This is a genomic window from Cryobacterium sp. M23 (assembly GCF_002929655.1).
Taxonomy (GTDB): Bacteria; Actinomycetota; Actinomycetes; order Actinomycetales; family Microbacteriaceae; genus Cryobacterium; species Cryobacterium sandaracinum.
Genome location: NZ_PJJV01000046.1, coordinates 1 through 26902 on the forward strand (window position 1 = coordinate 1; position 26902 = coordinate 26902).

Annotated in this window: 22 protein-coding genes and 1 pseudogene; 6 read left to right on the forward strand and 17 right to left on the reverse strand. The window is 70.6% G+C overall.

Annotation, left to right across the window (positions count from 1 at the left end):
- The 4 genes from CXY82_RS01990 to CXY82_RS02005 all read right to left on the reverse strand — a co-directional run.
- Positions 1-474 (reverse strand): PadR family transcriptional regulator (locus tag CXY82_RS01990; protein WP_104169460.1); only part of this gene is annotated, 474 nt, incomplete at its 3' end.
- A 2-nt stretch (positions 475-476) separates the two neighbouring features.
- Positions 477-1358, reverse strand: a complete 882-nt coding sequence (locus CXY82_RS01995; protein WP_233199146.1) for a hypothetical protein — start codon at positions 1356-1358, stop codon at positions 477-479.
- Between the two features lie 180 nt (positions 1359-1538).
- On the reverse strand, positions 1539-2213 hold the full coding sequence (locus CXY82_RS02000) for a universal stress protein (RefSeq protein ID WP_158250183.1): 675 nt from the start codon (positions 2211-2213) through the stop codon (positions 1539-1541).
- Positions 2214-2322: 109 nt separating this feature from the next.
- Positions 2323-3117 (reverse strand): CPBP family intramembrane glutamic endopeptidase, encoded by a 795-nt coding sequence (locus CXY82_RS02005; protein WP_104169461.1) that lies wholly within the window; start codon positions 3115-3117, stop codon positions 2323-2325.
- 432 nt (positions 3118-3549) lie between these two features.
- Here CXY82_RS02005 and CXY82_RS02010 point away from each other — a divergent pair, with 432 nt between their 5' ends.
- Positions 3550-4737, forward strand: a complete 1188-nt coding sequence (locus CXY82_RS02010; RefSeq protein WP_104169462.1) for a M20/M25/M40 family metallo-hydrolase — start codon at positions 3550-3552, stop codon at positions 4735-4737.
- Between the two features lie 183 nt (positions 4738-4920).
- Entirely contained in the window at positions 4921-6177 is a 1257-nt protein-coding gene (locus CXY82_RS02015) for an NRAMP family divalent metal transporter (protein ID WP_233199147.1), read from the forward strand.
- Between the two features lie 453 nt (positions 6178-6630).
- On the opposite strand, the gene CXY82_RS02020 is transcribed toward CXY82_RS02015, so the two are convergent.
- The 6 genes from CXY82_RS02020 to CXY82_RS02045 all read right to left on the reverse strand — a co-directional run bounded on the left by CXY82_RS02020 (position 6631) and on the right by CXY82_RS02045 (position 12875).
- The gene (locus tag CXY82_RS02020; protein ID WP_104169485.1) at positions 6631-7332 is read right to left on the reverse strand and encodes a GntR family transcriptional regulator; all 702 of its coding nucleotides are present in this window, start codon (positions 7330-7332) and stop codon (positions 6631-6633) included.
- A 97-nt stretch (positions 7333-7429) separates the two neighbouring features.
- Positions 7430-9202, reverse strand: a complete 1773-nt coding sequence (locus tag CXY82_RS02025; RefSeq protein WP_104169463.1) for a biotin carboxylase N-terminal domain-containing protein — start codon at positions 9200-9202, stop codon at positions 7430-7432.
- Positions 9203-9329: 127 nt separating this feature from the next.
- Positions 9330-11009: a 5-oxoprolinase/urea amidolyase family protein gene (locus CXY82_RS02030; RefSeq protein ID WP_370443665.1), complete on the reverse strand. Its 1680-nt coding sequence runs from the start codon at positions 11007-11009 to the stop codon at positions 9330-9332.
- Between the two features lie 4 nt (positions 11010-11013).
- Positions 11014-11787 carry a LamB/YcsF family protein gene (locus CXY82_RS02035; RefSeq protein WP_104169465.1) on the reverse strand — a complete coding sequence of 258 codons (774 nt, stop codon included), beginning with the start codon at positions 11785-11787 and terminating at the stop codon, positions 11014-11016.
- Between the two features lie 97 nt (positions 11788-11884).
- Positions 11885-12544, reverse strand: coding sequence for a YitT family protein (locus tag CXY82_RS02040; RefSeq protein WP_198411957.1), 660 nt, complete (start codon positions 12542-12544; stop codon positions 11885-11887).
- 127 nt (positions 12545-12671) lie between these two features.
- Entirely contained in the window at positions 12672-12875 is a 204-nt protein-coding gene (locus tag CXY82_RS02045) for a dodecin family protein (protein ID WP_104102676.1), read from the reverse strand.
- A 126-nt stretch (positions 12876-13001) separates the two neighbouring features.
- On the opposite strand from CXY82_RS02045, the gene CXY82_RS02050 reads away from it, so the two are divergent.
- Positions 13002-16229: an efflux RND transporter permease subunit gene (locus tag CXY82_RS02050; RefSeq protein ID WP_104169466.1), complete on the forward strand. Its 3228-nt coding sequence runs from the start codon at positions 13002-13004 to the stop codon at positions 16227-16229.
- Between the two features lie 196 nt (positions 16230-16425).
- Here CXY82_RS02050 and CXY82_RS02055 read toward each other — a convergent pair whose 3' ends face one another.
- The gene (locus CXY82_RS02055; protein WP_158252109.1) at positions 16426-17058 is read right to left on the reverse strand and encodes a DUF4232 domain-containing protein; all 633 of its coding nucleotides are present in this window, start codon (positions 17056-17058) and stop codon (positions 16426-16428) included.
- Between the two features lie 145 nt (positions 17059-17203).
- On the opposite strand from CXY82_RS02055, the gene CXY82_RS17765 reads away from it, so the two are divergent.
- The 3 genes and pseudogenes from CXY82_RS17765 (at position 17204) to CXY82_RS18240 (ending at position 18565) form a co-directional block, all read left to right on the forward strand.
- On the forward strand, positions 17204-17404 hold the full coding sequence (locus tag CXY82_RS17765) for a hypothetical protein (RefSeq protein WP_134543082.1): 201 nt from the start codon (positions 17204-17206) through the stop codon (positions 17402-17404).
- A pseudogene (locus CXY82_RS18235) lies at positions 17389-17589 on the forward strand (protein kinase); the annotation flags it as partial. The gene CXY82_RS17765 and the pseudogene CXY82_RS18235, both read left to right, overlap by 16 nt.
- Positions 17590-17719: 130 nt before the next feature.
- Positions 17720-18565 carry a GAF domain-containing protein gene (locus tag CXY82_RS18240; protein ID WP_255408560.1) on the forward strand — a complete coding sequence of 282 codons (846 nt, stop codon included), beginning with the start codon at positions 17720-17722 and terminating at the stop codon, positions 18563-18565.
- A 66-nt stretch (positions 18566-18631) separates the two neighbouring features.
- On the opposite strand, the gene CXY82_RS02070 is transcribed toward CXY82_RS18240, so the two are convergent.
- The 6 genes from CXY82_RS02070 to CXY82_RS02095 form a co-directional block, all read right to left on the reverse strand.
- Entirely contained in the window at positions 18632-19912 is a 1281-nt protein-coding gene (locus CXY82_RS02070; protein ID WP_104169487.1) for a hemolysin family protein, read from the reverse strand.
- Positions 19913-20367: 455 nt separating this feature from the next.
- Entirely contained in the window at positions 20368-21564 is a 1197-nt protein-coding gene (hutI, locus tag CXY82_RS02075) for an imidazolonepropionase (protein ID WP_104169469.1), read from the reverse strand.
- Positions 21561-23036, reverse strand: coding sequence for a formimidoylglutamate deiminase (locus tag CXY82_RS02080; RefSeq protein WP_104169470.1), 1476 nt, complete (start codon positions 23034-23036; stop codon positions 21561-21563). The genes hutI and CXY82_RS02080 overlap by 4 nt, the downstream gene beginning before the upstream one ends.
- Before the next feature lie 50 nt (positions 23037-23086).
- Positions 23087-24307, reverse strand: coding sequence for an allantoate amidohydrolase (locus tag CXY82_RS02085; RefSeq protein WP_199180855.1), 1221 nt, complete (start codon positions 24305-24307; stop codon positions 23087-23089).
- A 13-nt stretch (positions 24308-24320) separates the two neighbouring features.
- The gene (gene hutU, locus CXY82_RS02090; RefSeq protein ID WP_104169471.1) at positions 24321-26009 is read right to left on the reverse strand and encodes a urocanate hydratase; all 1689 of its coding nucleotides are present in this window, start codon (positions 26007-26009) and stop codon (positions 24321-24323) included.
- A 45-nt stretch (positions 26010-26054) separates the two neighbouring features.
- Positions 26055-26726: an IclR family transcriptional regulator gene (locus CXY82_RS02095; RefSeq protein WP_104169472.1), complete on the reverse strand. Its 672-nt coding sequence runs from the start codon at positions 26724-26726 to the stop codon at positions 26055-26057.
- Positions 26727-26902: the final 176 nt, after the last annotated feature.

A 26902-nucleotide genomic window follows, 5' to 3' on the forward strand; every position in this document is an offset into this window, starting at 1 on the left:
GCCGGCTGCCGCGCCGGCGGCGGCCCCGGCCGCGGTGCGCGCGGCATTGCCGGCGGCGGTGCCCGCCTTGCGTGCGCTGCGGGCATCCCCCGCCTGGCGCTTGGCGGAGGCCAGGTCGAGGCGCAGACTGCGCATCGCCGCGCTGACTCCCGACCGCACGTCGTCGGCCAGTCGCCTTACGGAGTCGGCGACCTCGGTCTCGAGGTCGTGCAGGTCACCCTGGCGGGCCTGGAGTTCGGCGCGGCCGGCGTCGGTGATCTCGTAGACGGTCTTGCGGCCATCCGTCGATTTGGTCACGAGTCCGTCCTCTTCAAGCTTGGCCAGGCGCGGGTAGATCGTGCCGGCGCTCGGGATGTACGTTCCGCCGAAGCGGTCGCTGAGCGCCTGGATCAGTTCGTAGCCGTGCCGCGGCTGATCGGCGAGCAGGCTGAGCAGGTAGAGGCGAAGGCTGCCGTGGGCGAAGACGGGGGTCATTCTCAGACCTTCCCGTTGGCGCGGGCGTCGCCCGGTTCGGTGTTTGTTCGTTCGCCGGCCGGGCCCGCGGACGCAGGCTCGGTGCTGCGACGCACCACCGTGATGTCGCCCGACACCGAGTTGGCCTGCAGCTCGAGCCAGCTGCCCTCGAGTGTGCCGGTGCTGGACTCGAAGCCCTTTCCGAAGGTGCCGCGAATCGTCTGGTCGTCCAGCTGCAGCGTGCCCGAGACGGTGTTCAGCCGGTAGCGCGTCGCCACATCGGCGCCGAGGCGCACGGTGAGGCTGCCGCTGATCGTGTTCGTGTTGATGGAATCGGGCGTGCCCTCGATGTCGAGGAACACCTCGCTGTTGACCCCGTCGAGACTGAAGCGACGGATGGCCCCGCTCGCCGTGCAATCGCCGGAGACCGTGTGGGCGATGATGCTGCCCTCGAGGCCGCGCACCGACAGCTCGCCGTTCACGGCGTTGAGCTCCAGGTCCCCGGTGACACCGTCAACCACGATGTCGCCCGACACAGTGCTCAGCCGGGCGCCGTTCGTGAGGCCCGAGATCAGGGCCTCGGCCGAGATCACGCCGAGCTTCAGGGCCACGGCGCGGGGGACCAGGATGCTGACGTCTGCCTTCGCGGTGCCGCGGAACGATGCGAAGACCTCGATGAAGTTGTCCCAGCGCAGCTGCGGGTGGTCGATCTCGAGGGTGTCGCCGTCGACCGAGATCTTGAGGTCCTTGCCGGTCACGCTGTGCACCTCGATGCGAGTGCCCGGCTCGTCGTGGCCGATCACGTCGATCTTGCCGCCGATCATGCCCACCTTGAGCGCCCGAACGACCTCGATGTCGATCACCGTGGTCTGCCCGGGGCTGACCAGCCATTTTTCCAAAGCCATGGAATTCTCCTTTTCGGGGGCGGCGTCCGCGCAACGGATACTCACCACCTGTTCACGATATATCGCGTCTTGTTGAGATTCACGATATATCGCGAGTGGCGAGCGGACAAGCTTCGGCGGGAACTTTCAGCCGGGGTTCAGCTCTCGGTTCAGCTTTCGGTTCAGAGTTCCGTACGGCGGTCAACTCTCCGGCTCGATGGTCAGGCCGAGGCGGGCGGCGCGCTCGGCCGATTCGATCGATTCGACCGGGGCGGCTCGCACGGTCAGCAGCGGGATCGGGGCTTTGTTGGCGATCTCCCGGGCCACGCTGCCAAGGAAACGCGAGCGGCGCTGCCGGTGGGAGCCGAGCGCGAAGAGGTCGTAGGCGCCGGAGCCCGCCCGGCGCAGGATCTGCTCGGCGGCGCCCCCGGTGGCCCGGGTGCTGAACGGGTGCACCGCAAGGTCGGCCAGCTGGCCGACGGCGGCGGACTGGATGCCGGCGGCGATGCGGTCGAGCCTGTCGGGGGAAACGTCGCGCGCGACGTCGTAGTCGAGCACCGTCAGCAGCGTCACGGTCTGCAGCCTCGCCCCAAGGAGCAGCACGACAGTGACGGCGGCGTGGTCCGCGGCCTCGGAGCCGTCGATGCAGACGAGCACCCGCACGTCTCCCTCGAGGGATTCCCCGGGAATCACGGCCGCCTCGGCCAATTCCTCCCGCTCGAGGTAGACGGCCAGGCCGGCCAGCGCGATGGCGAAAGGGCCGGCAGCCAGACCGAGAACCACCCAGATCGGGGCGTCGTGGCCGCGGCGGATCATCACGAACGCCGACGCAAGTCCCACCAGGACCCAGCCGACCGCCACCAGAAGCGGTGTCACCCAGACGCCTTCTGCCCACATGCCCTCAGCATTGGCGGCCCGCGCCGAACTTGCAAGGGGGCGAGGTCCGGCGGCCGGGGCATCCGTCGACCGGCTCGCCGCCTGAGCTTCAGTACAGGAAGATCGGCAGCCAGTCGCGGGTGTGGGCGTGCACGATCACGAGGAAGACGACCGCGTCGAAGAGCAGGTGCACGATCACCACGTAGGTCAGTGATTTGGTGAGCGCGAAGGTGTAGCCCTGCAACAGCGCGAAGGGGAACGTCATCAGCGGCCCCCAGCTCTGGTAGCCCAGTTCCCACAGGAACGAGGTGAAGATCACGGCCTGCAGGAGATTGGCCTGCCAGTCGGGGAAATGACGCCTGAGCAGGGCGAACGCCGTGCAGATAAAGAAGAGTTCGTCCCAGATGCCGACGAAGCCGACGCCCACGAACAGGCGGGCGATCTCGTCGGGGGCGGTCACGGCCGGCCAGTTCTGGTAGGCGCCGGAACGGATGAAATAGGTCGGCAGAATCAGATAGCCCAGCAGCAGCACAAGCGGCAGGTACCAGCGTTCCAGGGAGGTCCAGCGCTGGCCGGTGCGGATCGGGAACCGGATCGCGTGGTCGCCGAACGCGTAGCGGGAGAGCAGGTAGGGCACGAGCACGGCGACGGTCAGCACGGTCCCCATCAGCGCCATATTCGGGTAGCTGATGTCAGCCTCGACCGAGATGGTGCTGATGATCAGCAGCCCGATCGCGATCAGGAGCAGATCCTTGAACAGGGCCCGGTCGATGGCGAAGGCGAGCCCGATGGCCGCGGCGAGTAGCGCGTAGCCGGGCAGCGGCTCGCGCGCCCCGAACAGCAGCACGGCGGAGGCGGAGAGCAGCGCGGCGGGGACGAGTCCCCAGGAGGCGCGCGGGCGCATCCGTTCGCTCGACGTTGCCGGTCCGGCGCCGGTGCCGGCGCTCGTGCCGCCTGTGAGTGGGCTGCCCGTGCTCCCACTCGTGCCCGCTGCCCGTTTCGCTGACCCTGCCGCGCCATCGCCCATGAGATATGGTACCCAACTCGGGCGGGGAACGGCCGGTGCGTCTCGCCTCGCGACCGGGCATCGAGGCCCGGCGATGAACCAATTCGACGGAGATTTTGGGAGCAAGGAAGGTTTTCCAAGGTTTAAGGACCGATTCGGACGAAATCTCCGTCGAATTCGTTCGGGGATGCGGGCGGAACGTGTCGCCGGCTGCCCGGTCGGCCGCCCGGCCGGCTGCCCGGTCGCGAGATCGGGTGAATCGTCGCCGTGCAGCCCTGAAACCGACGTTTCACCCGCTTTCGCGGTCTGCGGCGCCGCTAGGTTGAGGGTGTGAATTCAGAGAGCGAACCGGTGGGCGTGGTGCAGAGGCTCATCGGCATCGATTCCGTCAACTCCGACCTGGTGCCGGAGGCGGCAGGCGAACGGATGATCGCAGCTTGGTGCGCAGACTGGCTCACCGCGCGGGGGTTCGAGGTGCACCGCCTCGAGGAGCATCCTGGGCGGCCTACGATCGTCGGCATCCGGCGCGGCACCGGGGGAGGGCGCTCCCTGATGCTCAACGGGCACCTCGACACCGTCGGCGTCGGCGATTACGCCGGGGATCCGTTCGGGGGCGAGCTCCGGGACGGGCGCGTCATCGGCCGGGGAGCCTTCGATATGAAGGGCGGCGTCGCGGCGATCCTGGTCGCGGCGGCGCGGGCGACGGGAGTCAGGGGAACCGGGGCCCATGCGGCCGGGCCGGCCGGGGCATCCGATCTCGCCGGAGACGTCATCGTCACCCTCGTGGCGGACGAGGAGTTCGGCAGCCTCGGCACCATGGAGGTGCTGCGCAGCTTCCGCGCCGACGCGGCGATCGTCGCCGAGCCGAGCGAGCTGTGCCTCACGCTCGCCCATCGCGGTTTCGCCTGGTTCGAGGTGGAGCTCACCGGGCTCGCCGCCCACGGATCCCAGCCGGAGCGCGGCATCGACGCCATCGTGCACGCCGGGCTGGTGCTGCGCGCCCTCGATGAGCTCCGGGCCGACATCGAGGCGGCGCCGGCGCATCCGCTGCTCGGCCACGGTACCGTGCGCGTGTCGACCATCGCCGGGGGTTCGGATGCCGCCACCGTCGCCGCCGCCTGCACGCTCACGATCGAGCGGCGCATGCTGCCCGGCCAGAGCCCCGACCGGGTTGAGGCCGAGCTCCGGGCGCTGCTGGAGCGGCTCGCCGACGTCGTCGTCGGGTTCCGCTTCCGGCTGACCCGGCTCGTGGCGCGTGCGGCGTTCGAGGCCGATCCGGAGTGGCCGATCGTGCGTCTGGTGACCGAACGGGCGACGGAGGTGCTCGGACGCCGGCCGGATGTCCGCGGCGAGCCGTTCTGGACCGACGCCGGGCTGCTGCACGAGGCCGGCATCCCCTGCCTCGTCGTGGGCGTGGACGGTGGCGGAGCGCACGCCGACGCGGAGTGGGCGGACGCGGCATCCGTCGACGCGCTCACCGAGATTCTGACCCGCACGATCGCCGATTTCTGCGGGTAGTCCGCGCGCCCGGCGATCCCGCCCGAACCCTGCCTCGGCCCCATCACCGTCCCTGCCCCGCTGCACCCCGCCGGCCGGGGGGAGTCCATGTGGGCCTCATGGTTGTGCTGATTGTTGAACAATATGTAGGCTGGCTCGACATCAGTGACCGCCGGTGCTGACCTTCCGAGAAGTGAGCGCCCCATGGTTTTCAACGTCGTCCGCGCCAAGATTCGAGCGAAAACCGCAGGCGTGAAGAAGAAGCTGCGCGGCCCGCGCCGGGCGCAGCGCAGCGCGCTCCTCGGCGCCATGTTCCTGATGGCGACCAGCGCCGTCGGACCCGGCTTCATCGTGCAGACCACAAGCTTCACGGTGCAGCTCGGCGCAGCCTTCGCCTTCGCCATCCTGGTCTCGATCCTGGTCGACATCGCGGTGCAGCTGAACGTCTGGCGGGTGATCGGCGTCAGCGGTAAGCGAGCGCAGGAACTGGCCAACACCGTGCTGCCCGGCGCCGGCTGGTTCCTGGCCGCGCTGATCTGCCTCGGCGGGCTCGTGTTCAACATCGGCAACATCGCCGGTTCCGGCCTGGGTGTCAACGTGCTCTTCGGCCTGGACGCCAAGCTCGGCGGCATCCTCTCGGCGGCCGTCGCGATCGCGATCTTCCTCAGCAAACGGGCCGGGCTCGCGCTGGACAAGGTCGTCGTCGTACTCGGGGCCGTGATGATCGTGCTGATCGCCTACGTGGCGATCGTGTCGAATCCGCCCCTCGGCCTCGCGGTCAAGAACACGGTGCTGCCCGACGACATCGACGTCCTCATCATCACCACCCTGATCGGCGGCACGATCGGCGGCTACATCACCTACGCCGGCGCGCACCGGATGATTGACGCCGGCGTGACCGGACGGGCCCACATCACCGAGATCACCCGCAGTTCGGTGCTGGGCATCATCATCACCGGCGTGATCCGGGTGCTCCTGTTCCTCGCCATCCTCGGCGTGGTCGCCGGGGGCGTGGACCTGACCAGCGACAATCAGCCCGCGGAGGCCTTCCAGGCCGCGGCCGGCGAGATCGGGTTCAAACTTTTCGGCATCGTGCTCTGGGCCGCGGCCATCACCTCGGTGATCGGGGCGGCGTACACCTCGATCTCGTTCGTGACCACTTCACAGACCTCGCCCCGCACCCGCAGCATCGCCACCGTCGTCTTCATCGCCGTGTCAACGTTGGTCTACACGCTGCTCGGCCAGGCCCCGGCCACGCTTCTGATCATGGCCGGCGCGGTTAACGGGCTGATCCTCCCGTTCGGTTTCGCTGTCATCCTCTGGGTGGCCTGGCGCCGCCGCGACCTGCTCGGCGGCTACGTCTACCCGAAGTGGCTGCTGGGCATCGGCGTGCTGGCCTGGCTGCTGACGCTGTTCCTCGGCTATCAGTCCCTCGGCGGACTCGCGATGCTTTGGGGCTGACGGATGTCCCCGACCCCCACCCTGCACGGCCCGCCGCGCGCCGCCGCTCCGACGGCCCCCGAAGACCCCTTGAGACTCCCGAAGGCCCCCGAAGACCTCCGAAGACCTCTTGAGACTCCCGAAAGCCCCCGAAGACCTCCGTTTCCCGCTGCTGTCCGCCGACCCGGCGCCCCCTTTCTCCGTCGCCGACATCCACCCCGCTGCCTGCTTGATCGCCCGCCTCTGTGGCTAAGTCAGGAGTTTTGTTTGCGTGGTCATCGGCTGGTGCTGGCCGCCGCACTGGTCCGCGGCTCCGGTGCGCAGCCCGGCGGGATCTCCTGAGTTAGCCACAAACCAGCGCAGCGCGGAGGAACAGCGCGGAGGCGCAGCGGAGGAACAGCGCGGACGCGCAGCACAGCCGCACGCAGGCAGCTGAGGGGAGCGGGGCCGGGCAGCCGTGCCGGATACCGCCGGCTAGCGGACGGACTCGGCCACGATCGACAGCAGCTGGGCCTCGGCGCGCTGCAGGTAGCCGGTGAGCAGGGCCGCGGCATCCGTCGACCGGCCGGCCGCCAGCAGCTCGACGATGCGGGCGTTGTCGTCGACGTAGGGCGCGTGGAAGGTGGCCTCCTCGCCCATCGAATGGAAGACCAGGCGCATCTCGGCGAGCACCTGCGCCATCAGCAAATCGAGGCGGTCGCTGCCGGCCAGGGCCACGACGCCGGCGTGGAACTCCTGGTTGGCACCGGCCATGCCCGGGACCGATCCGGCCTCGCGGGCCTTCCGCGCGCTCGCGACGACCTGGCGCAGTTCGTCCAGCCTCGCCGGGGTGAGCTCCTCGGCCGGTGTGAATGCCAGGGCACCCGGCTCGAGGTAGCGCCGCACCCGGTAGATCTCCCGAATGTCGTCTGCGTTGGGCCGGGCGACGAAGACGCCCTTGTTCGGGACGCGGGTGACCACCCGTTCGGCGCTGAGCGTCGCGAAGGCCTCGCGGAGCGTGTTGCGCGAGACGCCGAGCGCGTCGCAGAGCGGCTCCTCGGGGAGCTTCGTGCCGGGCGGCAGGTGGCCGGCCGCGATCCGCTCGCGTAGCATCCCCGACACCCACTGGCCGGTCTCGGCGTGACGCGCCGACGCGGTGCGGTGACGCAGGTCGGCGAGGGTCTCGGCGAGGGTCATGGTGCCCACGATACCGCCCGGTCGGAGCGGCGGCCCGAGGACGGGCGGGGTGTTCCGGCGGTTCCGGCGGGCAGCCGGAACCGGGCGACGGATACGCTCAGTCCCCGATCGAGGCGACCGCGCTGTCCACCGCCACCGTGTCGCCGGGCTGAACCAGCTGGTCCCGCAGGGTTCCGCTGCGGTGCGCCACCACGATCGACTCCATCTTCATGGCCTCTAGTACGAGCACCGGGTCGCCCGCGGCCACGAGCGCACCGGATGGGGCCATCCACTTCACGACCGAGCCGCCCATGCTGGCCCGGAGGGTGTCCGAGTCTGCGGCGGGGGCCGAGTGGCCCCCGGTGGGAAGGCCGTCGGCAGCGGTGACAGCGGCCGCACCGGCCGCGCCGCCCAGCCCGCGAAGGAGACTGTCGAGCAGGGCGGCAGGCAGGCCGAGCGCCATCCGTCGCCCGTCGACCTCGATACTGATGGTGTGGCGGGCGGCCTCCGGCGGCACGGGATTGAACTGGGGGTCGCTGGGCAGTTCTTCGGCGAAGTCGGCCTGGATCCAGCCGGTGTGCACGCCGAGGTGGTCGGGCGCGGTGAATGCCGTCGAAGTGACCACGGCACGGTGGAACGGCAGAACGGTGGGCAGGCCGGTGATCTCGAACTCGGCAAGGGCTCGGCGGGCGCGGCGCAGGGCCTGCTGCCGGTCGGCGCCGGTGACGATCAGCTTGGCGAGCAGGGAGTCGAACCGGTCCGGTACGATGCCGCCTGCCCTGACCCCGGAATCGACCCGGATGCCCGGCCCGGTCGGCACGGTAAAGGTCGCCACGGTCCCGGGGCACGGCAGGAACCCGCGCCCCACGTCTTCGGCGTTGATGCGGAACTCGAACGAGTGCCCGCGCGGTTCGGGGTCGGTGAAGATGGGAACGGGCCCGCCGGATGCGATCTGCAGCTGCGCCAGTACCAGGTCGATGCCGCTGGTCTCCTCGGTGATCGGATGCTCGACCTGCAGCCGGGTGTTCACCTCGAGGAACGAGATGGTGCCGTCCTGCGCGAGCAGGTACTCCACGGTGCCCGCGCCGGTGTAGCCGGCGGCCCGGCAGATGGCCTTGGCCGAGGAATAGATCTGGTTTTTCTGCGCAGGGGTGAGGAACGGCGCGGGCGCCTCTTCGACGAGCTTCTGGTTGCGGCGCTGCAGCGAGCAGTCGCGGGTGCCCACGACGATCACGTTGCCGTGGGTGTCGGCGAGGATCTGCGCCTCCACGTGGCGGGGCTTGTGCAGGAACCTCTCGACGAAGCACTCGCCGCGGCCGAAGGCGGCCGTCGACTCGCGCACGGCCGAATCGAAGGACTCCTCGATCGCATCCATGTCCCAGACGACCTTGAGGCCGCGGCCGCCGCCGCCGAACGCCGCCTTGATGGCCACCGGCAGGCCGTGCTCCATGGCGAAGGCGCGCACCTCGGCGGCGGTCTCCACGGTGCCCTCGGATCCGGCGACCAGGGGAGCTCCCACCCGGATGGCGATCTCACGGGCGGAGACTTTGTTGCCCAGCACCCGGATCGCGGCGGGCGTCGGACCGATCCAGAGCAGTCCCGCGTCGATCACGTCCTGAGCAAAGTCGGCGTTCTCCGAGAGGAAGCCGTAGCCCGGGTGCACGGCGTCGGCGCCGGAGTCCTGGGCGATGCGCAGCAGCTTGGCCACGTTGAGGTAGCTGTCGGTCGGGCTGTCGCCGCCGAGTGCCCAGGCCTCCGTGGCGGCCGAGACGTGCATGCCGTCGGCGTCGACGTCCGCGTAGACGGCCACGGAGTCGAGGCCGGCGTCGTCGCAGGCGCGAGCGATGCGCACGGCGATCTCGCCGCGGTTGGCGATCAGAACTTTCTGCATGGTTCAGCTCTCATTCGGGGCGTGTGTTCGGGGGGTGTTTGGGGCACGCGCGGGGGCTGCGCCGCTCAGCGCGTGGCGTGCCGGCAGCGCAGCGGCGCAGCACCCGCGTAGCGCGTGAGGGTGGGCATCAGGGGGAGGCGGGGACGGGCTCGGCTGGAAGGGGCTCGGCAGGCACGGGCGTGAAACGGATGCGCGCACCCGTCGGCAGCTGCGCCGCGAGGTCGAGGTCCTCGGCGAGCANCAGCTGCGCCGCGAGGTCGAGGTCCTCGGCGAGCACGACGCCGATCACGGGGTAGCCGCCGGTGACCGGGTGGTCCGCGAGGAACAAAACCGGCAGGCCCGACGGCGGGACCTGGATGGCCCCGCGGGCCGTACCCTCGCTGGCCAGCTCGCCCGGCCGCGACCGGGCGAGCGGCTCACCGGCCAGCCGCAGGCCGATCCGGTTCGACTGATGGGTGACGGTCCACTCCGCGTCGCCGAACCGGTCGACGGATGCCGGCTCGAACCAGTCCGCGCGGGGTCCCGGCACGAAGCGCAGCACGGTGACCTCGGCCGGGGCCGGCGGCGGGGTCTCGGGGTGGTGCACGGCGCTGCCGGGGGCGGGCGGCAGCATCCGGAGCACGGTGCCCGAGGTCAGCGGGGCCGGACCGATGCCGCTGAGGGTGTCGGTGGACCGGCTGCCGAGCACCGGGTCCACGTCGATTCCGCCGCGGAAGGCCAGGTAGCTGCGCACGCCCGAGCGGGGGGCTCCGAGCGACAGGGTCTGCCCGGCGAGGAGGGAGACGGCGGAATCCATCGGCAGCTCGCGGTGGCGGCCGACGGCATCCGTCACCGTGAGCGGCAGAACGGCACCGGTGACGGCGAGCACCTGGTCTGCCAGCGCGGTCAGGGACAGGCCGCCGAGGGCGTTCTCGAGCACGGCGGCCGTGGCCGGATTTCCAACGACCCGGTTGGCGCGCTGCAGGGCGCCACGGTCGAGTGCGCCGGACGCGGTCACGCCCTGGTCGGCGTAGCCGGGGCGGCCGAGGTCCTGCACGGTCGTCTGCGCGCCGGGGGAGAGCACGCGGATGCCGGTGGCGGGGGTGGGGGCCGCGGTTGCCGCGACATCGGGAGTGGCCGCCGCTGCCGGAGTCCCAACCGCGACTGCGGTCTCCGATACGAGGACCCCCGCGGCGGCGACCTGCTCGCGCACCGCGCGGAACCGCACCCGGTCACCCGGGCGGATCAGGGCCGGCTGCGAACGCTTCAGGTCCCAGAGCCGGGCGTCCGTGCGGCCGAGCAGCTGCCAGCCGCCGGGGGAGGCGCGGGGGTAGACGGCGGAGTAGTCGCCGGCCACGGCCACGGAGCCGGTGGGCACCGAGCTGCGCGGCGAGCTGCGCCGGGGCACGGTCAGCACGGCGCTCGCGCCGGTGAGGTAGAGGAAGCCGGGGGCGAAGCCGCCGAACGCGGCGGTCCAGTCCTGGCCGGTGTGCGCGGCGATGACGCCCTCGATGCTGAGGCCGGTGTGCGCGGCGACGTCGGCGAGGTCTTCCCCGTCGTAGACGGTGTCGATCTGCACGAGCGCGGCGTTTGCGGGGGCGGCCGGCAGCACCTGCAGCTGCCGCAGTGCGTCGGCGAATCCCCGTGCGGCGGAGGCGGAGACGCCGGTGATCAGCACGGTTTCCGCGGCGGCGAGCACGTCGAGCTGCCCGGGCAACGGATGCCGCTGCAGGTGTGCCTGCAGGTCGAGCACGTCGGTCAGGGTGGGCAGTCCGACCAGCACGGCGCGGTCGCCGACGGCTCGGATGATGCGAACGGGACCGGACACGGGGCTAGACGAAGCTTCGGATCGGGATGCCGGCATCCTGCAGCGCGGAGCGCACCGCACCGGCCAGCGCGACCGCGCCGGGGGTGTCGCCGTGCAGGCAGATGCTCTCGGCCGTCACCGTGAGGAGGCTGCCGTCGACCGTGCGCACCTGGCGGTCGCCGGCCAGGCGGAGCGCCTGCTCGGTGACAGCGTCGGGGTGCAGCAGCACGGCGCCGGGCCGGGACCGCGAGACCAAGGAGCCGTCGGAGTTGTAGGCGCGGTCGGCGAAGGCCTCCACGACCGTGCGCAGTCCGGCCCGGTCGGCGAGGCGCTGGATCTCGGAATCGGGCAGCACCATCACGGGCAGGCTCGGGTCGACGGCGCGGATCGCGTCGACGACGGCCTGCGCCTGCACCTCGTCGTGCGCGATGGTGTTGTAGAGGGCGCCGTGCGGTTTGACGTAGCTGACCCGGGTTCCGGCGACCGCGGCCAGGGCCTGCAGCGCGCCGATCTGGTAGATCACCTCGTCGGTGAGGTGGCCGGGCTCCATGTCGATGAACCGGCGGCCGAAGCCGGCCAGGTCCCGGTAGCCCGGGTGCGCGCCGACCGTCACGCCGGCTGCGGCTGCGGCCGTGCAGGTGGCGCGGATCGTGCTCGGATCCCCGGCGTGGAAGGCGCAGGCCACGTTCACGCTGGAGACGGAGGAGATGATCGCGGCGTCGTCGCCGAAGGACCAGTTGCCGAAGGATTCCCCGACATCACTGTTTAGATCGACGCTGTCTGAATCGATGCTGGACATCCGGGTCTCCGTCCGTGGAAGTTTGGTTAAGGATGCACCACTTCCGCAGATTGTTCAACAATGTATTGGCGGGTGGAAGCCCGATTCGGCGCCGGAGTCAGTTCGCGGGGCTGTCGATCGAGGGCTCGGAGGGCAGCACGGAACCCTCGAGGGTCTCCTCGAGCCGGGCGTCGTCGTTCTGGGGCAGGGTGATCGCGAAGAACGGGATTGTCCAGTGGCAGAGCGGGCCGACGAGCACGGCGAAGAGCACCGTGCCGATGCCCACGTTGCCGCCGAGCGCCCAGCCGATGCTGAGCACGGTCACCTCGATGCCCGTGCGCACGATCCAGATGCGCCAGCCGGTGCGCTGGTGCAGGCCCGTCATCAGCCCGTCGCGCGGGCCGGGGCCGAAATGCGCGCCGATATAGAGGCCGGTGGCGATCGCCAGCACCAGAAGCCCGGCCGCGAACAGCAGGATGCGCACCCACAAATCCTGCCCCGTCGGGATCAGCCAGAGGCCGACATCCGCCGCCGGCCCGACGAGCAGGGCGTTCAGCACGGTGCCCACGCCCGGCTTCTGGCGCAGTGGGATCCAGAGCAGCAGCACGACGCCGCTGATCAGGATGGTGACCAACCCAAAACCGAGGCCGGTGCGGCCGGAGATGCCCTGGGTGAGTACGTCCCACGGGGCCACGCCGATCTCGCCGCGCACAATCAGCGCGATCCCCAAGCCGTAGAGGAAGAGGCCGATGAGGAGCTGGGCGAGGCGACGGGTCATGGAAGTCCATCCAATTGCACTATCGGCCCGTTATCAAGTTGCCAGGCCGACCCGGCCCGGCGTCGCGGATGCCGCCTTCCGCGCCGCCGGCGACCTGTCGGACCGGTCGCTCGTGCGCGGACCGTGTCTAGTCGTCGAGAACGAAGGTGACTTCGATCACGACGTCGTACGAGGTGATCTCGCCGTCTGTCACCTCCACCTTCTGTTCCTTGACCCAGGCGCCGGAGACCCCGCGCAGGGTCTTGCTCGCCCGGGCGATGCCGACGGCGACGGCATCCTCGAAGGATCTGTCGGACCGGATGCTGAGTGTTGTTACGCGTGCCACAGACATAATTGCTCCTTGTCGTTCGGGTTGATGGTGCGTCTTGCGGCCGAGGGTACGCCCCTCCGCCTGCCTCGGCCCGACGGATGCCCCGGGCAGGGAAGTCTGCACACCCTGCAATGAGATACTGAACGGGTGCATTTTCTCGCTGTCTTGAGCATGAAGAACCGGGCGCTGATCGCGCTGATCACCATCGTCGTCGCCGTTTTCGGCAGCCTCGCCCTGACCAGCCTCAAGCAGGAGCTGATCCCTTCCCTGCAGCTGCCGCAACTGGTGGTCTCGACGAGCTACTCGGGCGCCTCGCCCGAGGTCGTCAACGACGACGTGTCGACGCCGATCGAGACGGCGATCCAGGGCATCCCCGGGCTCGAATCCACCTCGACGACCAGCAGCACCAACGCGTCGCTGGTCAGCGCCACGTTCACCTACGGCACCGACCTGGTCAAGGCCGAATCGCGCATCAGCCAGGCCATCAACCGCATCAAGTCGACCATGCCTGAGAACCTCGACCCGCAGGTGCTCTCCGGCAGCATCGACGACTTCCCGGTGCTCTCCCTCGCCGTGTCCGGCGGCGACCGCGACACCCTCGCCGACGACCTCAAGCGCAGCGTACTCGGCGACATCCGTGATGTGCAGGGCGTGCGCGAGGCAGCCCTGGTCGGCGACGTCGGCCGCCGCGTGACCATCACGCCGGATGCCGCGAAGCTGGCCGAACGCGGCCTGACCAGCCAGGGCATCCGCAGTGCGTTGGAGCAGAACGGGTCGCTGATCCCGGCCGGTTCGCTGACCGAAGACGACACCACCCTCTCGGTGCAGACCGGCTCGAAGCTCGGCGAGGCCGAGGACATCGCGGCGCTTCCGATCCTCGCCCCGGTGCCCGGCGCGGGCCTGACCACCATCGGCGACGTCGCCAACGTCGCCCTCGCCGAGAACCCGGTCGCGAGCATCTCCCGTGTCGACGGCCAGCCGGCCCTGACCATCGCGGTCACCAAGGTGCCCGCAGCGAACACGGTCGACGTGTCCGAGGCCGTGCGCGCGATCCTGCCCCGGCTGGAGGCGGCGGTCCCCGGCGCGACCTTCACGGTCGTCTTCGACCAGGCGCCGTTCATCCAGGAATCGATCGACGCGCTCACCGAAGAGGGCCTGCTCGGACTGATCTTCGCCGTTCTCGTGATCCTCGTGTTCCTGCTCTCGGTGCGGGCGACCCTGGTCACGGCCATCTCGATCCCGACCTCGGTGCTGATCACCTTCATCGGTCTGCAGGGCGTGGGCTATTCGCTGAACATCCTCACCCTCGGCGCCCTCACCATCGCGATCGGGCGCGTCGTAGACGACTCCATCGTGGTGATCGAGAACATCACCCGCAACCTGGTCGAGGGCGCCGACCGCGCCGCGACCATCGTGCGCGCGGTGCGCGAGGTGGCCGGGGCGATCACGGCATCCACCATCACCACCGTCACCGTGTTCCTGCCGATCGCGTTCGTCGGCGGCTCGACCGGGGAACTGTTCCGGCCGTTCGCGCTGACCGTCTCGATCGCCCTGCTCGCGTCGCTGCTGGTGTCTCTGACCATCGTGCCCGTGCTCGCATACTGGTTCCTGCGGCCGGCCAGGGCGGTCGCGCCCGCCCCGGTGGTTGAGCTCGTCGAAACCCCCCTGGCCCTTACTGCGGAGGTCTCGACAGGCTCGCCGATCTCGACAGGCTCGCCCACCGTCAGCGTCGAGCCCACCACCTCGCGCCGCACCCGCCACAACGGCAGCGCGGACGCCCCGCCCGAGGAGCGCCCGAGCCGCCTTCAGACCGGCTACCTCCCGGTCATCCGCTGGACCCTGAACCACGCCGTCGCGACACTCCTGGTCGCGGTGCTCGTTCTGGGCGGCACGGTGGCCCTGGTTCCCTATATGAAGATCAACTTCCTCGGCTCGACCGGGCAGACCACCTTCCAAGTCACCCAGACACTGCCGGTGGGCACCAGCCTCGCAGCTCAGGACGACGCCTCCACGGCCGCCGAGAAGTCCCTTCGCGGCACCGACGGCGTCGAAATCGTGCAGGTCTCCATCGGTGGCGGCAACGCCCTGGCCGCATTCGGCGGCGGCGTGTCGTCAAACACCGTGACCTACTCGATCACCACCGACGGGGAGGCCAACCCCGACGAGGTTCAGGATGTCGTGCGAGACCAGCTCACGGCCCTGAACGGAAGCGGAGAATTCTCGGTCTCGTCCGGCGGAGGGTTCGGCGGGACATCCGATATCGCCGTGGATGTGACCGCGGCCACGAACGCCGACCTGCAGAGGGCCACCGACGCGGTGCTCGCCTCCGTGGAGGACCTCGACGCGATCAAGGAGAGCTCAAGCAATCTGGCGGCCTCACGCCCCTACATCGCGGTGACCGTCGACCGGGATGCCGCGGGTGCCGTGGGCCTGAGCGAGCTCGCCCTGGGCGCGCTGGTGTCGCAGGCCATGCAGCCGAGCGTGATCGGATCCATCGTGATCGACGAGACGACCCTGTCGGTCTACCTGCAGTCCGAGGCGCCGCCGACGACGACGGCCGAGCTCGCGGCCCTGAGTATCCCGACCCTGGCCGGACCGGTTGCCCTGGACACCCTGGCCACGGTCGAGCAGGTCGAGGGTCCGTCCACCCTCACCACGACGAAGGGGCTGCGCACGGCGACCGTGTCCGCCACCCCCAGCATCGACGACCTGGGTGCGGCCAACGCGCAGATGACGGCAGCCCTGGCCGACACCGCTTTGCCGGAGGGCGCGACGGCGACGCTCGGCGGGGTCACCGCCGACCAGACCGAGGCGTTCGCGCAGCTCGGGCTCGCGCTGCTGATCGCCATCCTGATCGTCTATATCGTGATGGTGGCGACCTTCCGGTCGCTGCTGCAGCCACTGCTGCTGCTGGTGTCGGTGCCGTTCGCGGCGACCGGCGCGATCGCCCTGCAGGTGATCACCGGCATCCCGCTGGGTGTGCCCTCGCTGATCGGCGTGCTGATGCTGATCGGCATCGTCGTGACCAACGCCATCGTGCTGATCGACCTGGTCAACCAGTACCGGCGTCGCGGGCAGTCGGGGCGGGAGGCGCTGGTCAACGGTGCTTCCCGTCGTCTGCGCCCGATCCTGATGACCGCGCTCGCCACGATATTCGCGCTGCTGCCGATGGCGGTCGGCCTCACCGGAACGGGCGGTTTCATCTCGCAGCCGCTGGCCCTCGTTGTCATCGGCGGGCTGGTCTCCTCGACCGTGCTGACCCTGGTGGTGCTGCCCGTGCTGTACTTCCTGGTCGAGGGCGGCCGGGAGCGCCGGGCCGAGCGGCGCGAGCTGCGCGCATCCGCCGGCGCCATCTCCGACGTGTCCCGTGCCTGACTTCTGCACAGTGTGAGCCGCGCGGCGAACGGCCGCATGTTTCCGCGCATCCGCCGGGGTTATGCACGCAACGCTGCGGCTAACTCAGGAAAACCGGTGTCGGCTGCAGCCCCTGCCCCCGGAATCAGGCAACGGATGCCGCGGCCTGGCCCGGATCTCCTGAGTTGGCCACCGTGCGGCCGAAGCCGGCCCGGCTCTAGAAGCTGACCGGGGCCGGGGCCAGCGGGCCGGTGCGCACGAGCACGGTGCTGTCGTCGTCACAGCCCTCGATCGGGTTCGGCGTGGCCACCCGGCTCGCGGTGTCCCAGCCGGGCAGCGTCACGTCGAGGGCGCCGACCGGCACGAGGGGACAGCCGTACGCGCCGGCTTGGCCGAGGTGCAGCAGGCTGTACGCGGATGTCCCGGGCGCCAACGCGAGGACCGCCACCGGGTACCAGCGTCCCGGCTCGGTGTCGGAAACGGACCCGACCGGCACATTCGGGGCCGCGCCGACCAGAGTCGTCACCGGGTAGCCCTCGACCGTGCACGCCGCCGGGCCGGTGTTCGTGAGGCGCAGGTCCCAGTAGAAGTTGCCCATGCCGCTGTCCTGAGGCCGCGACTGCAGCGACAGCGCCAGTTGGTTCGGACCGCAGGTGCCGGCGGAGGCCGAATCGGCGGGAGCGGGCGTCGAGGACTGCGTGGCTGGGGAGGTCGGGGTCGAAGTTGCCGTCGGGGTCGAAGTTGCCGTCGGGGTCGAACCGGGCGGCGAGACACCGCCGGTCAGGGGAGAACCCGGCCCCGCGCATCCGGCCAGCACCAACGCCGCCGCGCACCCCAGTCCAACTGCCATTGACCACCCTCGACCCCGCATCACCGTCATAGCCCCAGTTTCACACTGCCTGGGCGTTGTCGCCCAGGGACACGGGCGCGGGCCAAAGATGTGAAACATCCCCCGCGAAGCTGACCTAGGCTCATTCCCAAAAAAGGGGGGTCCGATGACCACGCAATTTCCGAAGTTCCTGAACGCACGCTACCGGGTTGAGGACCTGATCGGCCGCGGCGGAATGGCCTCGGTCTACCGGGCCACCGACGAGCGTCTGGGTCGGGACGTGGCGATCAAGATCTCGAACTTCGCGCCACCGACGTGCCCAATATTCAGCGCCAGCAAGCCGAGATCAACGTGCTGGCAAGCCTGAACCACCACAGCATTGTCACCCTGTTCGACGTCGGTGTGGACCGGACCGAGGCGGACCACCCGCAGATCTTCCTTGTGATGGAGCTCGTGGACGGCGTCAACCTGCGTCAGCGACTCGACCGGGATCCGATGTCGACGCGGCACATCGCCCAGATCGGTTACGACCTGGCGGAGGGGCTCGACTACATCCACGGGCGCGGCATCATCCACCGTGATATCAAACCGGCGAACATCCTCCTCGCGGAATACAGCTCGGATTCCCGAGCGCGCGCGGCTGACCGATTTCGGCATCGCCCTGTTCCCGGACAGCGCGCGGGTGACCACCCAGGGGACGACGACGGGCACGGCCACCTATCTCAGTCCGGAGCAGGCCCGGGGAGAGAACCTCGGCCCGGCGAGCGACATCTATGCGTTGGGGCTCGTGCTCCTGGAATGCTTCACCGGTGAGACGGCGTTCCCCGGGGAGCCGATCCCGTCGGCCCTGGCCAGACTCCAGCGCGACCCTGCCATCCCGGAGGAGCTCGCCCCGGAGTGGCGGCACCTTCTGTCGACCATGATGCCCCGCAAGCCGGGGCAGCGCCCGCCGACCGCGGAGGTGGTGCTCGCTCTGCACCAGGCTGTTATCGCGGAAACCGGCCGCCATCGTAGTGCCGTGGATCACCACCTCGTCAGCGACGAATCCGTACGGCTGCACGAGGTCGCGCGCCTCGACATTCTCGACACTCCCGCCGACGGCGCCTTCGACCGGATTGCCGCGCTCGCCCCCCGGTTGTACGATATGCCGATCGCGATCGTCAGTATCGTCGACACCGACCGTATCTGGATCAAATCGCATCACGGCCTCGACCTCGAGGAGATCCCCCGCGATCCGGGCCTCTGTGCCTCGGCCATCATGTCCGAGGGACCCTGGGTGGTAGAGGATGCCCGCACCGACCCGCGCTCGCTCGCAAACCCACTCGTGGCCGAGGAATTCGGCCTGCAGTTTTATGCCGGAGTACCCCTGACGACCCGGAACGGTTACAACCTCGGCACCCTGTGCGTTATCGACTTCCGACCGCGCGCCATCACCGCGCCCGAGCTCCGCACCCTCACCGACCTTGCCGCTCTGGTGATGAGCGAACTCGAACTGCGGCTGGAAAGCCGGCGCGCCGCTCTCTCCTGAAGGGAAGCGGCCCCGTGGAGTGATCAGGCGGTGTGGCCAGGCGCAGTGGTTACGCGGAGTCCTCGCTCAGCCGGCACCGACCTCGATGACGCTGACGCGCAGCCCGTCGAGAGCGGCGACCCGCAACTGGTAGTCCCCGGCCGAGACGGTGTCGCCCACCTGGGGCATGCGTCCGAGCCGGTACGTCACGAAGCCGGCCGCGGTCTCGTAGGGGCCGTCCTCGAGTTCGACTCCTGTGGCATCCGTGAAGTCTTCGATATTCAGGCCGCCATCCGCCAGCCGGGCCTGGCCGTTCTCGTCGGAGTGTCCCTCGGGCACAGGCAGGTCGTACTCGTCGTGGATCTCACCCACGAGCTCCTCAACGAGATCCTCGAGAGTCACGATACCGTCGGTGCCGCCGTATTCGTCGACGACGATCGCGATGTGCACGCCGGCACGGCGCAGCTGGGTCATGGCCGGCAGGATGCGATTGGTGCCGGGAAGGAAGACGATGGCCCGCACCACCTCGGCTACGGTCGTCGCGCCGGGGTGGGCGTCGGGGTCCAGGAGATCGCGCACGTGTACGAAGCCCAGCACCTCGTCGATTGAGCGGCCGATCACCGGGTAGCGCGAGTGCGGCAGCGACCGGATCTCCTCCAGGGCGGCGGGGATCGTCTGCGTGCCGACCAGGAAGTCGACGTCTCCGCGATGGCGCATCACCTCCTTGACCAGCCGGTTGGTGGCGTCGAGCACTTCACTCAGGATGTGCCGTTCCTCGACCTCGAGGCCCTCGTGTGCGTCGACGAGGTCGCGCAACTCCTCATCAGACACGAGCTCGCTCCGGGCGTGCGGGTCTCCGCCCAGGAGCCGCACAACGGCGTTCGTCGAGACGGACAGCAGCCAGATCACGGGGCGCATCAGGGTCGCGAAGACCTGGAGCGGCGGCGCGAGCGCGAGCGCGAAGCTGCTGGCCTTCTGCAGCGCGAATCGCTTCGGCACGAGTTCCCCCAACACCAGGGAGAGGTAGGCGACGAGGAGCGTCAGACCGACCAGGGCAAGCGTGTCCGCGGCCCCTTTCGACAGCCCGAGTCCCACCAGCAGCGGGGCGAGGTCGGGCGCCAGCGTGGAGGCACCGTAGGCGGCGGACAGGAACCCGGCGACGGTGACGCCGATCTGCACGGCCGCCAGAAACCGGTTCGGGTCCCGGGCCAGGTGGGCGACCGTTTTGCCACGGGTGCTTTCGCGTTCCAGCGCGTGCAGCTGGCTCTCGCGCAGGGACACCAACGCCAATTCGGTCGCTGCGAACACGCCGCCGATGAGCACGAACAGCAGCACGAGCGCCAGGTTGAGCCAGGTATAAACGTCCATGCCGGTCATTATAAAGCCGTTCGGGGACGCCACCCGGGCCGCGCCGCTGCTTCGGCTCCTCCGGCGTGTGGCTAACTCAGGAGATCCGGCGAGTCGGCTGCTCATCGGGTCGCGGTGCCGCGGAATTGCAGAGGGCGCGGTGACGAAGCCGGCGATTCTCCTGAGTTGGCCATGGGCGGGCGGGCTCCTGCCCGGCCGGCGACCTGCCTGGACGTCGGCTGGCTGTCCGGCGACGGAGTGTCTTGGCCCGGGAGGTGGTCTTCGGTGCCTCGCGTGCATAACTCCCGCGATTTCTCGAGACCGGCGCCGGACATGCGCGGACATCCGCGGAATTCCGGGGGGTGCCCGATGAGTGATTGAGCAATGTGCAGGAGTCATGCACGACGGGGCGGGGTGGGTTGGAGGGGACGGCGCGGGAGAGGGGACAGTGAGGGCGCGAGGCGGGAATCCCTCGGTCAGGCCGGGAGCGGTGATGGGCCGCGGCGGCCGGCCCGCACACCCTGCCGCCAGACCGCCCAGGTCAGCGGCACGCCGGGGCGGTAGGCGAGATGAGCGACGGATGGCGCGTCAAGCACCTGCAGGTCGGCCCGCCCGCCCACGCGCAGGACTCCGACCGCGTCCGTTCCCGTGTCGCGGCCGAGAGCCCGGGCTCCGCCGCGGGTCGCCGCCCACACCGCCTCCTCGATCGTCAGACCCATTTGCAGCACCGCGGTGGCCACGCAGAACGCCATCGACGTCGTGTAGGAGCTGCCCGGATTGCAGTTGGTGGCCAGGGCGATGCTCGCGCCGGCGTCGAGCAGCCGCCGGGCCGGCGGGAACGGCTGCCGCGTGGAGAGGTCGCAGGCGGGCAGTAGGGTGGCCACGGTGGCTGAGGCGGCGAGGGCGTCGAGGTCCGCCGGCTCGAGGTGGTTGCAGTGGTCGACGCTCGCCGCGCCGAGCTCCACCGCGAGGCGCACCCCGCCGCTGAATCCCAGCTGGTTGCCGTGCAGACGCAGGCCGAGGCCGGCGGCGCGGCCGGCCAGCAGCACCTCCCGGCTCTCCGCCACATCGAACGCCCCGACCTCGCAGAACACGTCGACGAACTGTGCGTGCGGAGCCACCAAGGCGAGCATCGGCCCGGTGACCAGGTCCAGGTAGTCGCGCCGGTCGATGCCCGGCGGCACGATATGCGCGCCGAGGAATGTGACGACATCGGCGACGGATGCCGCCACCCGAGCCGACCGCACCTCGCTCGCCAGGTCGAGGCCGTAGCCGGTCTTGCTCTCGAGGAACGTGGTGCCCTGCGCCTCCGCCTCTCGCCGCAGCCGGGCCGCCGCGGCCGTGAGCTGCGCCTCGGTTGCGGCGCGAGTGGCAGCCACGGTGGTCAGGATTCCCCCCGCCGCGTAGGGCTGCCCGCCCATCCGGGCCTCGAATTCCGCGGCCCGGTCGCCCGCGAACACCAGGTGGGTGTGGCTGTCGACCCAGCCGGGCAGAGCGGCCCGGCCGCCGGCATCCGTGCGGACATCGGCGGCCGGTGCCGCGGACGCCGGGCCGATCCACGCGATGCGGCCGCCCTCGATCACGAGGGCGGCGTCGGCGAGGCGCGGGGCGCCGTCCGCCTGCGTGGTCAGTTCCCGGATACCGGTGATCAGCTCGGTCGGTTCGGGGGTCATGGTCGTTCTCCTGACGCGAGGGCGGCGGTGCCGTCGAGCGCGGCGAGGGCGTCGCGCAGCAGGATCTCGGGTCGCAGCTCGGGTCGCAGCCCGGGTTGCAGCGTGCTCGACGGGCGCCCGCCAGGCCCGCCCGCGCCACCCACCAGCACCCCGGAGTCGGCGACGACGCGTCCGCCCACGATCACCCGGCGCACGTCGGCGGCCGTCGCGGTCAGCGGCAGCTGCTCCGGCAACGATCCGGCTGTGCGGATGCTGTCGCTCGCCACCTCCACGAGGTCGCACAGGTCACCGGGGATGAGGCGCTGCCGCCCGAGTCCGAGCGCGGCATAGCCGTGGTCCGAAGCGGCCACGAGCAGTTCGGCGGGCGTGAACCGGCCGCGCCGGCCCGATGCCAGGCGCTCGCCGGCCTCCAGGCCGCGCATCTCGAGCAGCGGGTCGATGACGGCGTTCTGGTCCGAGCCGAGGGCTATCCGCGCGCCGGCCCGCTGCAACGCCAGGGCCGGCCCGATCCCGTCGCCGAGGTCGGCTTCCGTGGTCGGGCACATCACAACCGAGGCCCCGGATGTCCCGATCAGCGCCACATCCTCGTCGGTGAGGTGCGTGGCGTGCACGACGCTCAGCCGCGGAGCGAGCGCCCCGATCCCGGCCAGCACCTCGGTTGGGGTCCGGCCGTAGGCGGCCCGGCAGTCCGCGTTCTCCTGAGGCTGCTCCGACAGGTGGATGTGCAGTGGAACGGCATCGGGCAGCCCGGCGAGCGCCTCCCGGATCGCGGTCGGGGACACCGCCCGCACCGAATGGATCGCCGCGCCCAGGGTGACGCGGGCATCCGTGTCGGCCTGGATGTCGGCCTGGCTGTCAGCCGGGGAGCCGTCGCCGTCATCGGCCGTGGCAGCACGGCCGAGCGCCGCGCGCAGCGAGTGCCACCGGGCCAGCCAGACAGCCGCCGATCCGTCGCCGAAGGCGCGTTGCGCGGGGGTGAGGGGCATCCCGATCCCGCCGTCGAGGTAGAGCGTGTCGAGCAGCACCAGACGGATGCCCACCTCCCGTGCCGCGGCCGCCAACGCCAGTTCCATGGCGTGTTCGGCGGGGTAGCGGGAGCCGCCCGGCCGGTGATGCAGATAGTGGAACTCGCCGACTGCCGTGAAACCGGAGGCCAGCATCTCGGCGAACACCGCCCGTGCCAGCAGGAAGTACCGCTTGGGGTCGAGGCCGGCGGCCACCTGGTACATGGCCTCCCGCCACTGCCAGAAGTCGCCGCCGGCGTCGTGGGTGCGGCCCCGCAACGCCCGGTGGAAGGCGTGCGAGTGCGCGTTGGCCAGCCCCGGCAGCACGGTGCCGAGCCGCACGTCGCCGGGCCGCGGCTCGGAGCGCGGTGTGACGGCCTGAAGGCGCCCGTCCGTGCCCACCTCCAGCCGCACGCCGGGCAGGGCAGCCCCGTCGACCAGCGCCAGCTCGCACCAGTAGGCGGCCACCGGTGTCCTCGACTGTCCAGCCCCAGCCCCAGCCTCGACCCCGCGCGCGCTCACAGCAGGCTCCGCAGCAGGGTCTCCAGGGCGTCGATCCCGGCGACGCAGTCGCCCACCTCGGCGAATTCCTCGGGGGAGTGCGAGACGCCGGTGGGATTGCGCACGAAGAGCATGGCGCTCGGCACACTCGCTGCGAGCACGCCTGCATCGTGCCCGGCGCCCGTCGGCAGGGCCGGAACGAGGGCGTCACCGCCGAGCACCGACCGGAATCGTCCCACGAGCTCGGGGTCGAACGTCACCGTTCCGGTCCAGGACTCCTCGGTGACGGCCACGGAGCATCCGTTCACCAGGGCGGCCTCGCCGACGGCCGCCTCGATTGCGGCGACCAGGTCGCGGGTCTCGGCGTCGGTGGGCGCGCGGGCGTCGAGCCAGGCGTGCACGGATGACGCGATCACGTTGGTCCCGCCCGGCACCACCTCCAGGCGGCCGACCGTGGCGCGCGCGCCGGGGTGGCCCCCGGCGGCATCCTGCACGGCGACGATCGCGCGGGCAGCGGCCACGAGCGGGTCGCGGCGGTCTTCCATCGGGGTGGCGCCGGCGTGGTTGCCCTGGCCGGTCACGGTGAGGCGCCAGCGCCCGTGCGCGAGGATCGACGACGCCACCGCCACGGGCCGGCCGAGATCGACCAGGCCGCGGCCCTGCTCCACGTGCAGCTCGATGAAGAGGCCGATTCGGGCCAGGGCGTCCCGGTCAACGCCGAGGTGCGCAGGGTCGAGCCCGGCGCGGCGGGCAGCCTGGGCCAGGGTGATCCCGTCGGCGTCGATGAGCGCGCGGGCCCGGTCGGCGTCGATGCCGCCGGTCAGCAGCCGAGAACCCAGGCAGGCGATCCCGAATCGGGAGCCCTCCTCCTCGGCGCAGACGAGCACAGCGCAGGGGCGGGACGGCGTGAACCCGGATGCCCGCAGCCGCGCCACGGCCTCGAGCGCACTGACCACGCCGAGGGGGCCGTCGTAGGCGCCGCCGCCGGGAACGGAATCCAGGTGGCTGCCCGTGACCACGGCATCCGGCCCCGGCTCTCCCCACCAGGCCCAGACGTTGCCGTTACGGTCGGTCTCGACGCTGAGCCCGAGGCGCTCGGCGCGCAGGGCGAACCAGGTCCGCAGCTCGAGGTCGGCACCCTGCCAGAGGTGCCGGGAGTAGCCGCCGCGGCGGGAGTCCCGCCCGGTGTCGGCGATCTCGGCAAGTCCGGCGAGCATTCCGTGGGCGAGCTCGCTCATGCGCACACCGCACTCACTCCGACTCCCACATCGGCACGCGCAGGCCGCGCTCCCGGGCCACCTCCGCGGCCCGCTGATACCCGGCGTCGACGTGCCGCATCACGCCGGTGCCGGGGTCGTTGGTGAGCACCCGGGCGATCTTCTCGGCGGCCAGGGGGGTGCCGTCGGCCACGATCACCTGGCCGGCGTGGATGCTGCGGCCGATCCCGACGCCGCCGCCGTGGTGGATCGACACCCATGTGGCCCCCGACGCCGTGTTCAGCAGCGCGTTCAGCAGCGGCCAGTCGGCGATCGCATCCGACCCGTCCAGCATGGCCTCGGTCTCCCGGTAGGGCGAGGCGACCGAGCCGGAGTCGAGGTGGTCGCGGCCGATCACGATCGGCGCGCTCAGCTCGCCCGACGCCACCATCTCGTTGAACTTCAGGCCGGCCCGGTGCCGTTCCTGGTAGCCGAGCCAGCAGATCCGGGCGGGCAGGCCCTCGAAGTGCACGGTGTTCTGCGCCTTCGTGATCCAGCGGCGCAGGTGCTCGTCCTCGGGGAACAGCTCCACGATGGCCCGGTCGGTGGCCGCGATGTCGGCCGGGTCGCCCGAGAGCGCCACCCAGCGGAACGGGCCTTTGCCCTCGGCGAACAGCGGGCGGATGTATGCGGGCACGAACCCGGGAAAATCGAACGCCCGCGCGCAGCCGCCGAGCTCCGCCTCCGCCCGGATCGAGTTGCCGTAGTCGAAGACCTCGGCACCGGCATCCTGGAAGCCCACCATTGCGGTGACCTGTTTGGCCATGGATGCCCGGGCGCGCTCGGTGAACTCCTCGGGCTTCGCGGCCGCGTAGTCGTGCCACTCCTCCGCAGTGACACCCTCCGGCAGGTAGGCCAGCGGGTCGTGCGCGCTGGTCTGGTCGGTGACGATGTCGATCGGCACCCGCCGCTCCAGCAGCTCGGCGAACACGGTCGCCGCGTTGCCGACCACGCCCACCGAGAGGGCGCGCTTCTCGTTCTTCGCCGCGAGTACCCGGGCGATGGCGTCGTCGAGGGCGGGTGCCAGTTCGTCGAGATAGCCATGCTCGACCCGGCGCAGTAGCCGGGACTCGTCCACGTCGACGATCAACACGGCGCCGCCGTTCATGGTCACGGCCAGCGGTTGCGCGCCGCCCATGCCGCCGGCCCCACCGGTGAGGGTGAGCGTGCCGGCCAGGGTGCCACCACTGTGTTTGTGAGGCCCGTCCTCACGGGCGGCGATCTTCGCGGCCACGGCGGCGAAGGTCTCATACGTGCCCTGCAGGATGCCCTGGGTGCCGATGTAGATCCACGAACCCGCCGTCATCTGGCCGTACATCGTCAGGCCGAGGGCCTCGAGGCGGCGGAACTCCGGCCAGGTCGCCCAATCGCCGACCAGGTTGGAGTTGGCGATCAGCACCCGCGGCGCCCACTCGTGCGTGCGGAACACGCCGACCGGCTTGCCGGACTGCACCAGCAGCGTCTCGTCCTTTTCCAGCGTGGTGAGCGTGCGAACGATGGCGTCGTAGGCCTCCCAGTTGCGGGCGGCCTTGCCCGTGCCGCCGTAGACCACCAGGTTCTCCGGGTGCTCGGCCACCTCGGGGTCGAGATTGTTCATCAGCATCCGCAGCGGGCCCTCGGTCTGCCAGCTCTTCGCGGTCAACTTGGTGCCGCGGGCGGCGCGCACGGGGCGGGATTCGGACATCACTGTCTCCTAGGGGGTTCGGGGGTTCGGGCGATTCGGGGTCGATCAGTCCGTAGGGAGGTTGGGGACGGCACGGCTGAGACCGGCGGACACGTGCCCGGCAGCCTGGGCCAGCAGCGGGCCGTAGCGACGGATGTCCGCGGCCTCCACCCGGTAGCTCGGGATGACCAGGCTCAGGGCGGCGATTGTTCTGGCCTCCGAACGGATCGGCGCGGCCAGGGCCGTGACATCCGTTTCGACGCCGCGTTCGACGACCACGTAGCCGGTCTCCGGGGTATGCCCGGTGAGCACCTGCCCGGCTGCGGAGCGTTCGAGCGGCACGGTGCGGCCGACCCAGCTCGTGTGCCGCACCGAGTGGGTGCCCTCGACGATGGCGATGTAGAGCCCGGTGGCGTTGTGGCCCTCGACGCTGAGGTAGACGGACTCGCCGGTCTCGGCGACGAGCCGCTCCATGGCCGGGCGGGAGAGGGTGACCAGCGACTCGCTGCTGAGCGACTGCGCGCCGAGCTGGATAATGCGGCTGCCCGGCAGGTAGGTGCCGTCGTCGGTCTTGTGCACGAAGCCGCGGGTCTCGAGCGTGCGCAGCAGGCGCAGGGCGGTGCTCGGTGCGAGGGCGACGGCACGTGAGCTCTCCGAGAGCGTGAGCCCGTCGGCGTCGCAGATCACGGCGAGGAGGTCGAGGGCTCGTTCCACGGTGCGGGTGGACGACTCGGCCATGAGTGCTCTCCCGGTTCTCGTGCGGATGCTGATGTCATTCAGTAAAACTCAAGTGCCACTCTATGGCAAGAGGCGGGTGGGGGGCCCGTTCCCATTCACCGGGTCCAGGGCATGACCGCGGACACCGCCCACGTCCTCGCCGACTCCTCGACCTCCCGCGAACTTGTCTACGCCGC

Excerpts from the sequence above, each read along its gene's own strand:
- CXY82_RS02020 (WP_104169485.1), bottom strand. The coding sequence starts at position 7,332 with ATGACCCTCGCCGAGACCCTCGCCGACCTGCGTCACCGCACCGCGTCG.
- hutI (WP_104169469.1), bottom strand. The coding sequence starts at position 21,564 with ATGACCCCCGAACCGACCGAGCTGATCACCGGTATCCGGGAACTGACC.
- CXY82_RS17765 (WP_134543082.1), top strand. The coding sequence starts at position 17,204 with ATGACCACGCAATTTCCGAAGTTCCTGAACGCACGCTACCGGGTTGAG.
- CXY82_RS02070 (WP_104169487.1), bottom strand. The coding sequence starts at position 19,912 with ATGGACGTTTATACCTGGCTCAACCTGGCGCTCGTGCTGCTGTTCGTG.
- CXY82_RS02015 (WP_233199147.1), top strand. The coding sequence starts at position 4,921 with ATGGTTTTCAACGTCGTCCGCGCCAAGATTCGAGCGAAAACCGCAGGC.
- CXY82_RS02005 (WP_104169461.1), bottom strand. The coding sequence starts at position 3,117 with ATGCGCCCGCGCGCCTCCTGGGGACTCGTCCCCGCCGCGCTGCTCTCC.
- CXY82_RS02035 (WP_104169465.1), bottom strand. The coding sequence starts at position 11,787 with ATGTCCAGCATCGATTCAGACAGCGTCGATCTAAACAGTGATGTCGGG.
- hutU (WP_104169471.1), bottom strand. The coding sequence starts at position 26,009 with ATGTCCGAATCCCGCCCCGTGCGCGCCGCCCGCGGCACCAAGTTGACC.
- CXY82_RS02085 (WP_199180855.1), bottom strand. The coding sequence starts at position 24,307 with ATGAGCGAGCTCGCCCACGGAATGCTCGCCGGACTTGCCGAGATCGCC.
- CXY82_RS02045 (WP_104102676.1), bottom strand. The coding sequence starts at position 12,875 with ATGTCTGTGGCACGCGTAACAACACTCAGCATCCGGTCCGACAGATCC.
- CXY82_RS02025 (WP_104169463.1), bottom strand. The coding sequence starts at position 9,202 with ATGCAGAAAGTTCTGATCGCCAACCGCGGCGAGATCGCCGTGCGCATC.
- CXY82_RS02055 (WP_158252109.1), bottom strand. The coding sequence starts at position 17,058 with ATGGCAGTTGGACTGGGGTGCGCGGCGGCGTTGGTGCTGGCCGGATGC.
- CXY82_RS02095 (WP_104169472.1), bottom strand. The coding sequence starts at position 26,726 with ATGGCCGAGTCGTCCACCCGCACCGTGGAACGAGCCCTCGACCTCCTC.
- CXY82_RS01995 (WP_233199146.1), bottom strand. The coding sequence starts at position 1,358 with ATGGCTTTGGAAAAATGGCTGGTCAGCCCCGGGCAGACCACGGTGATC.
- CXY82_RS02040 (WP_198411957.1), bottom strand. The coding sequence starts at position 12,544 with ATGACCCGTCGCCTCGCCCAGCTCCTCATCGGCCTCTTCCTCTACGGC.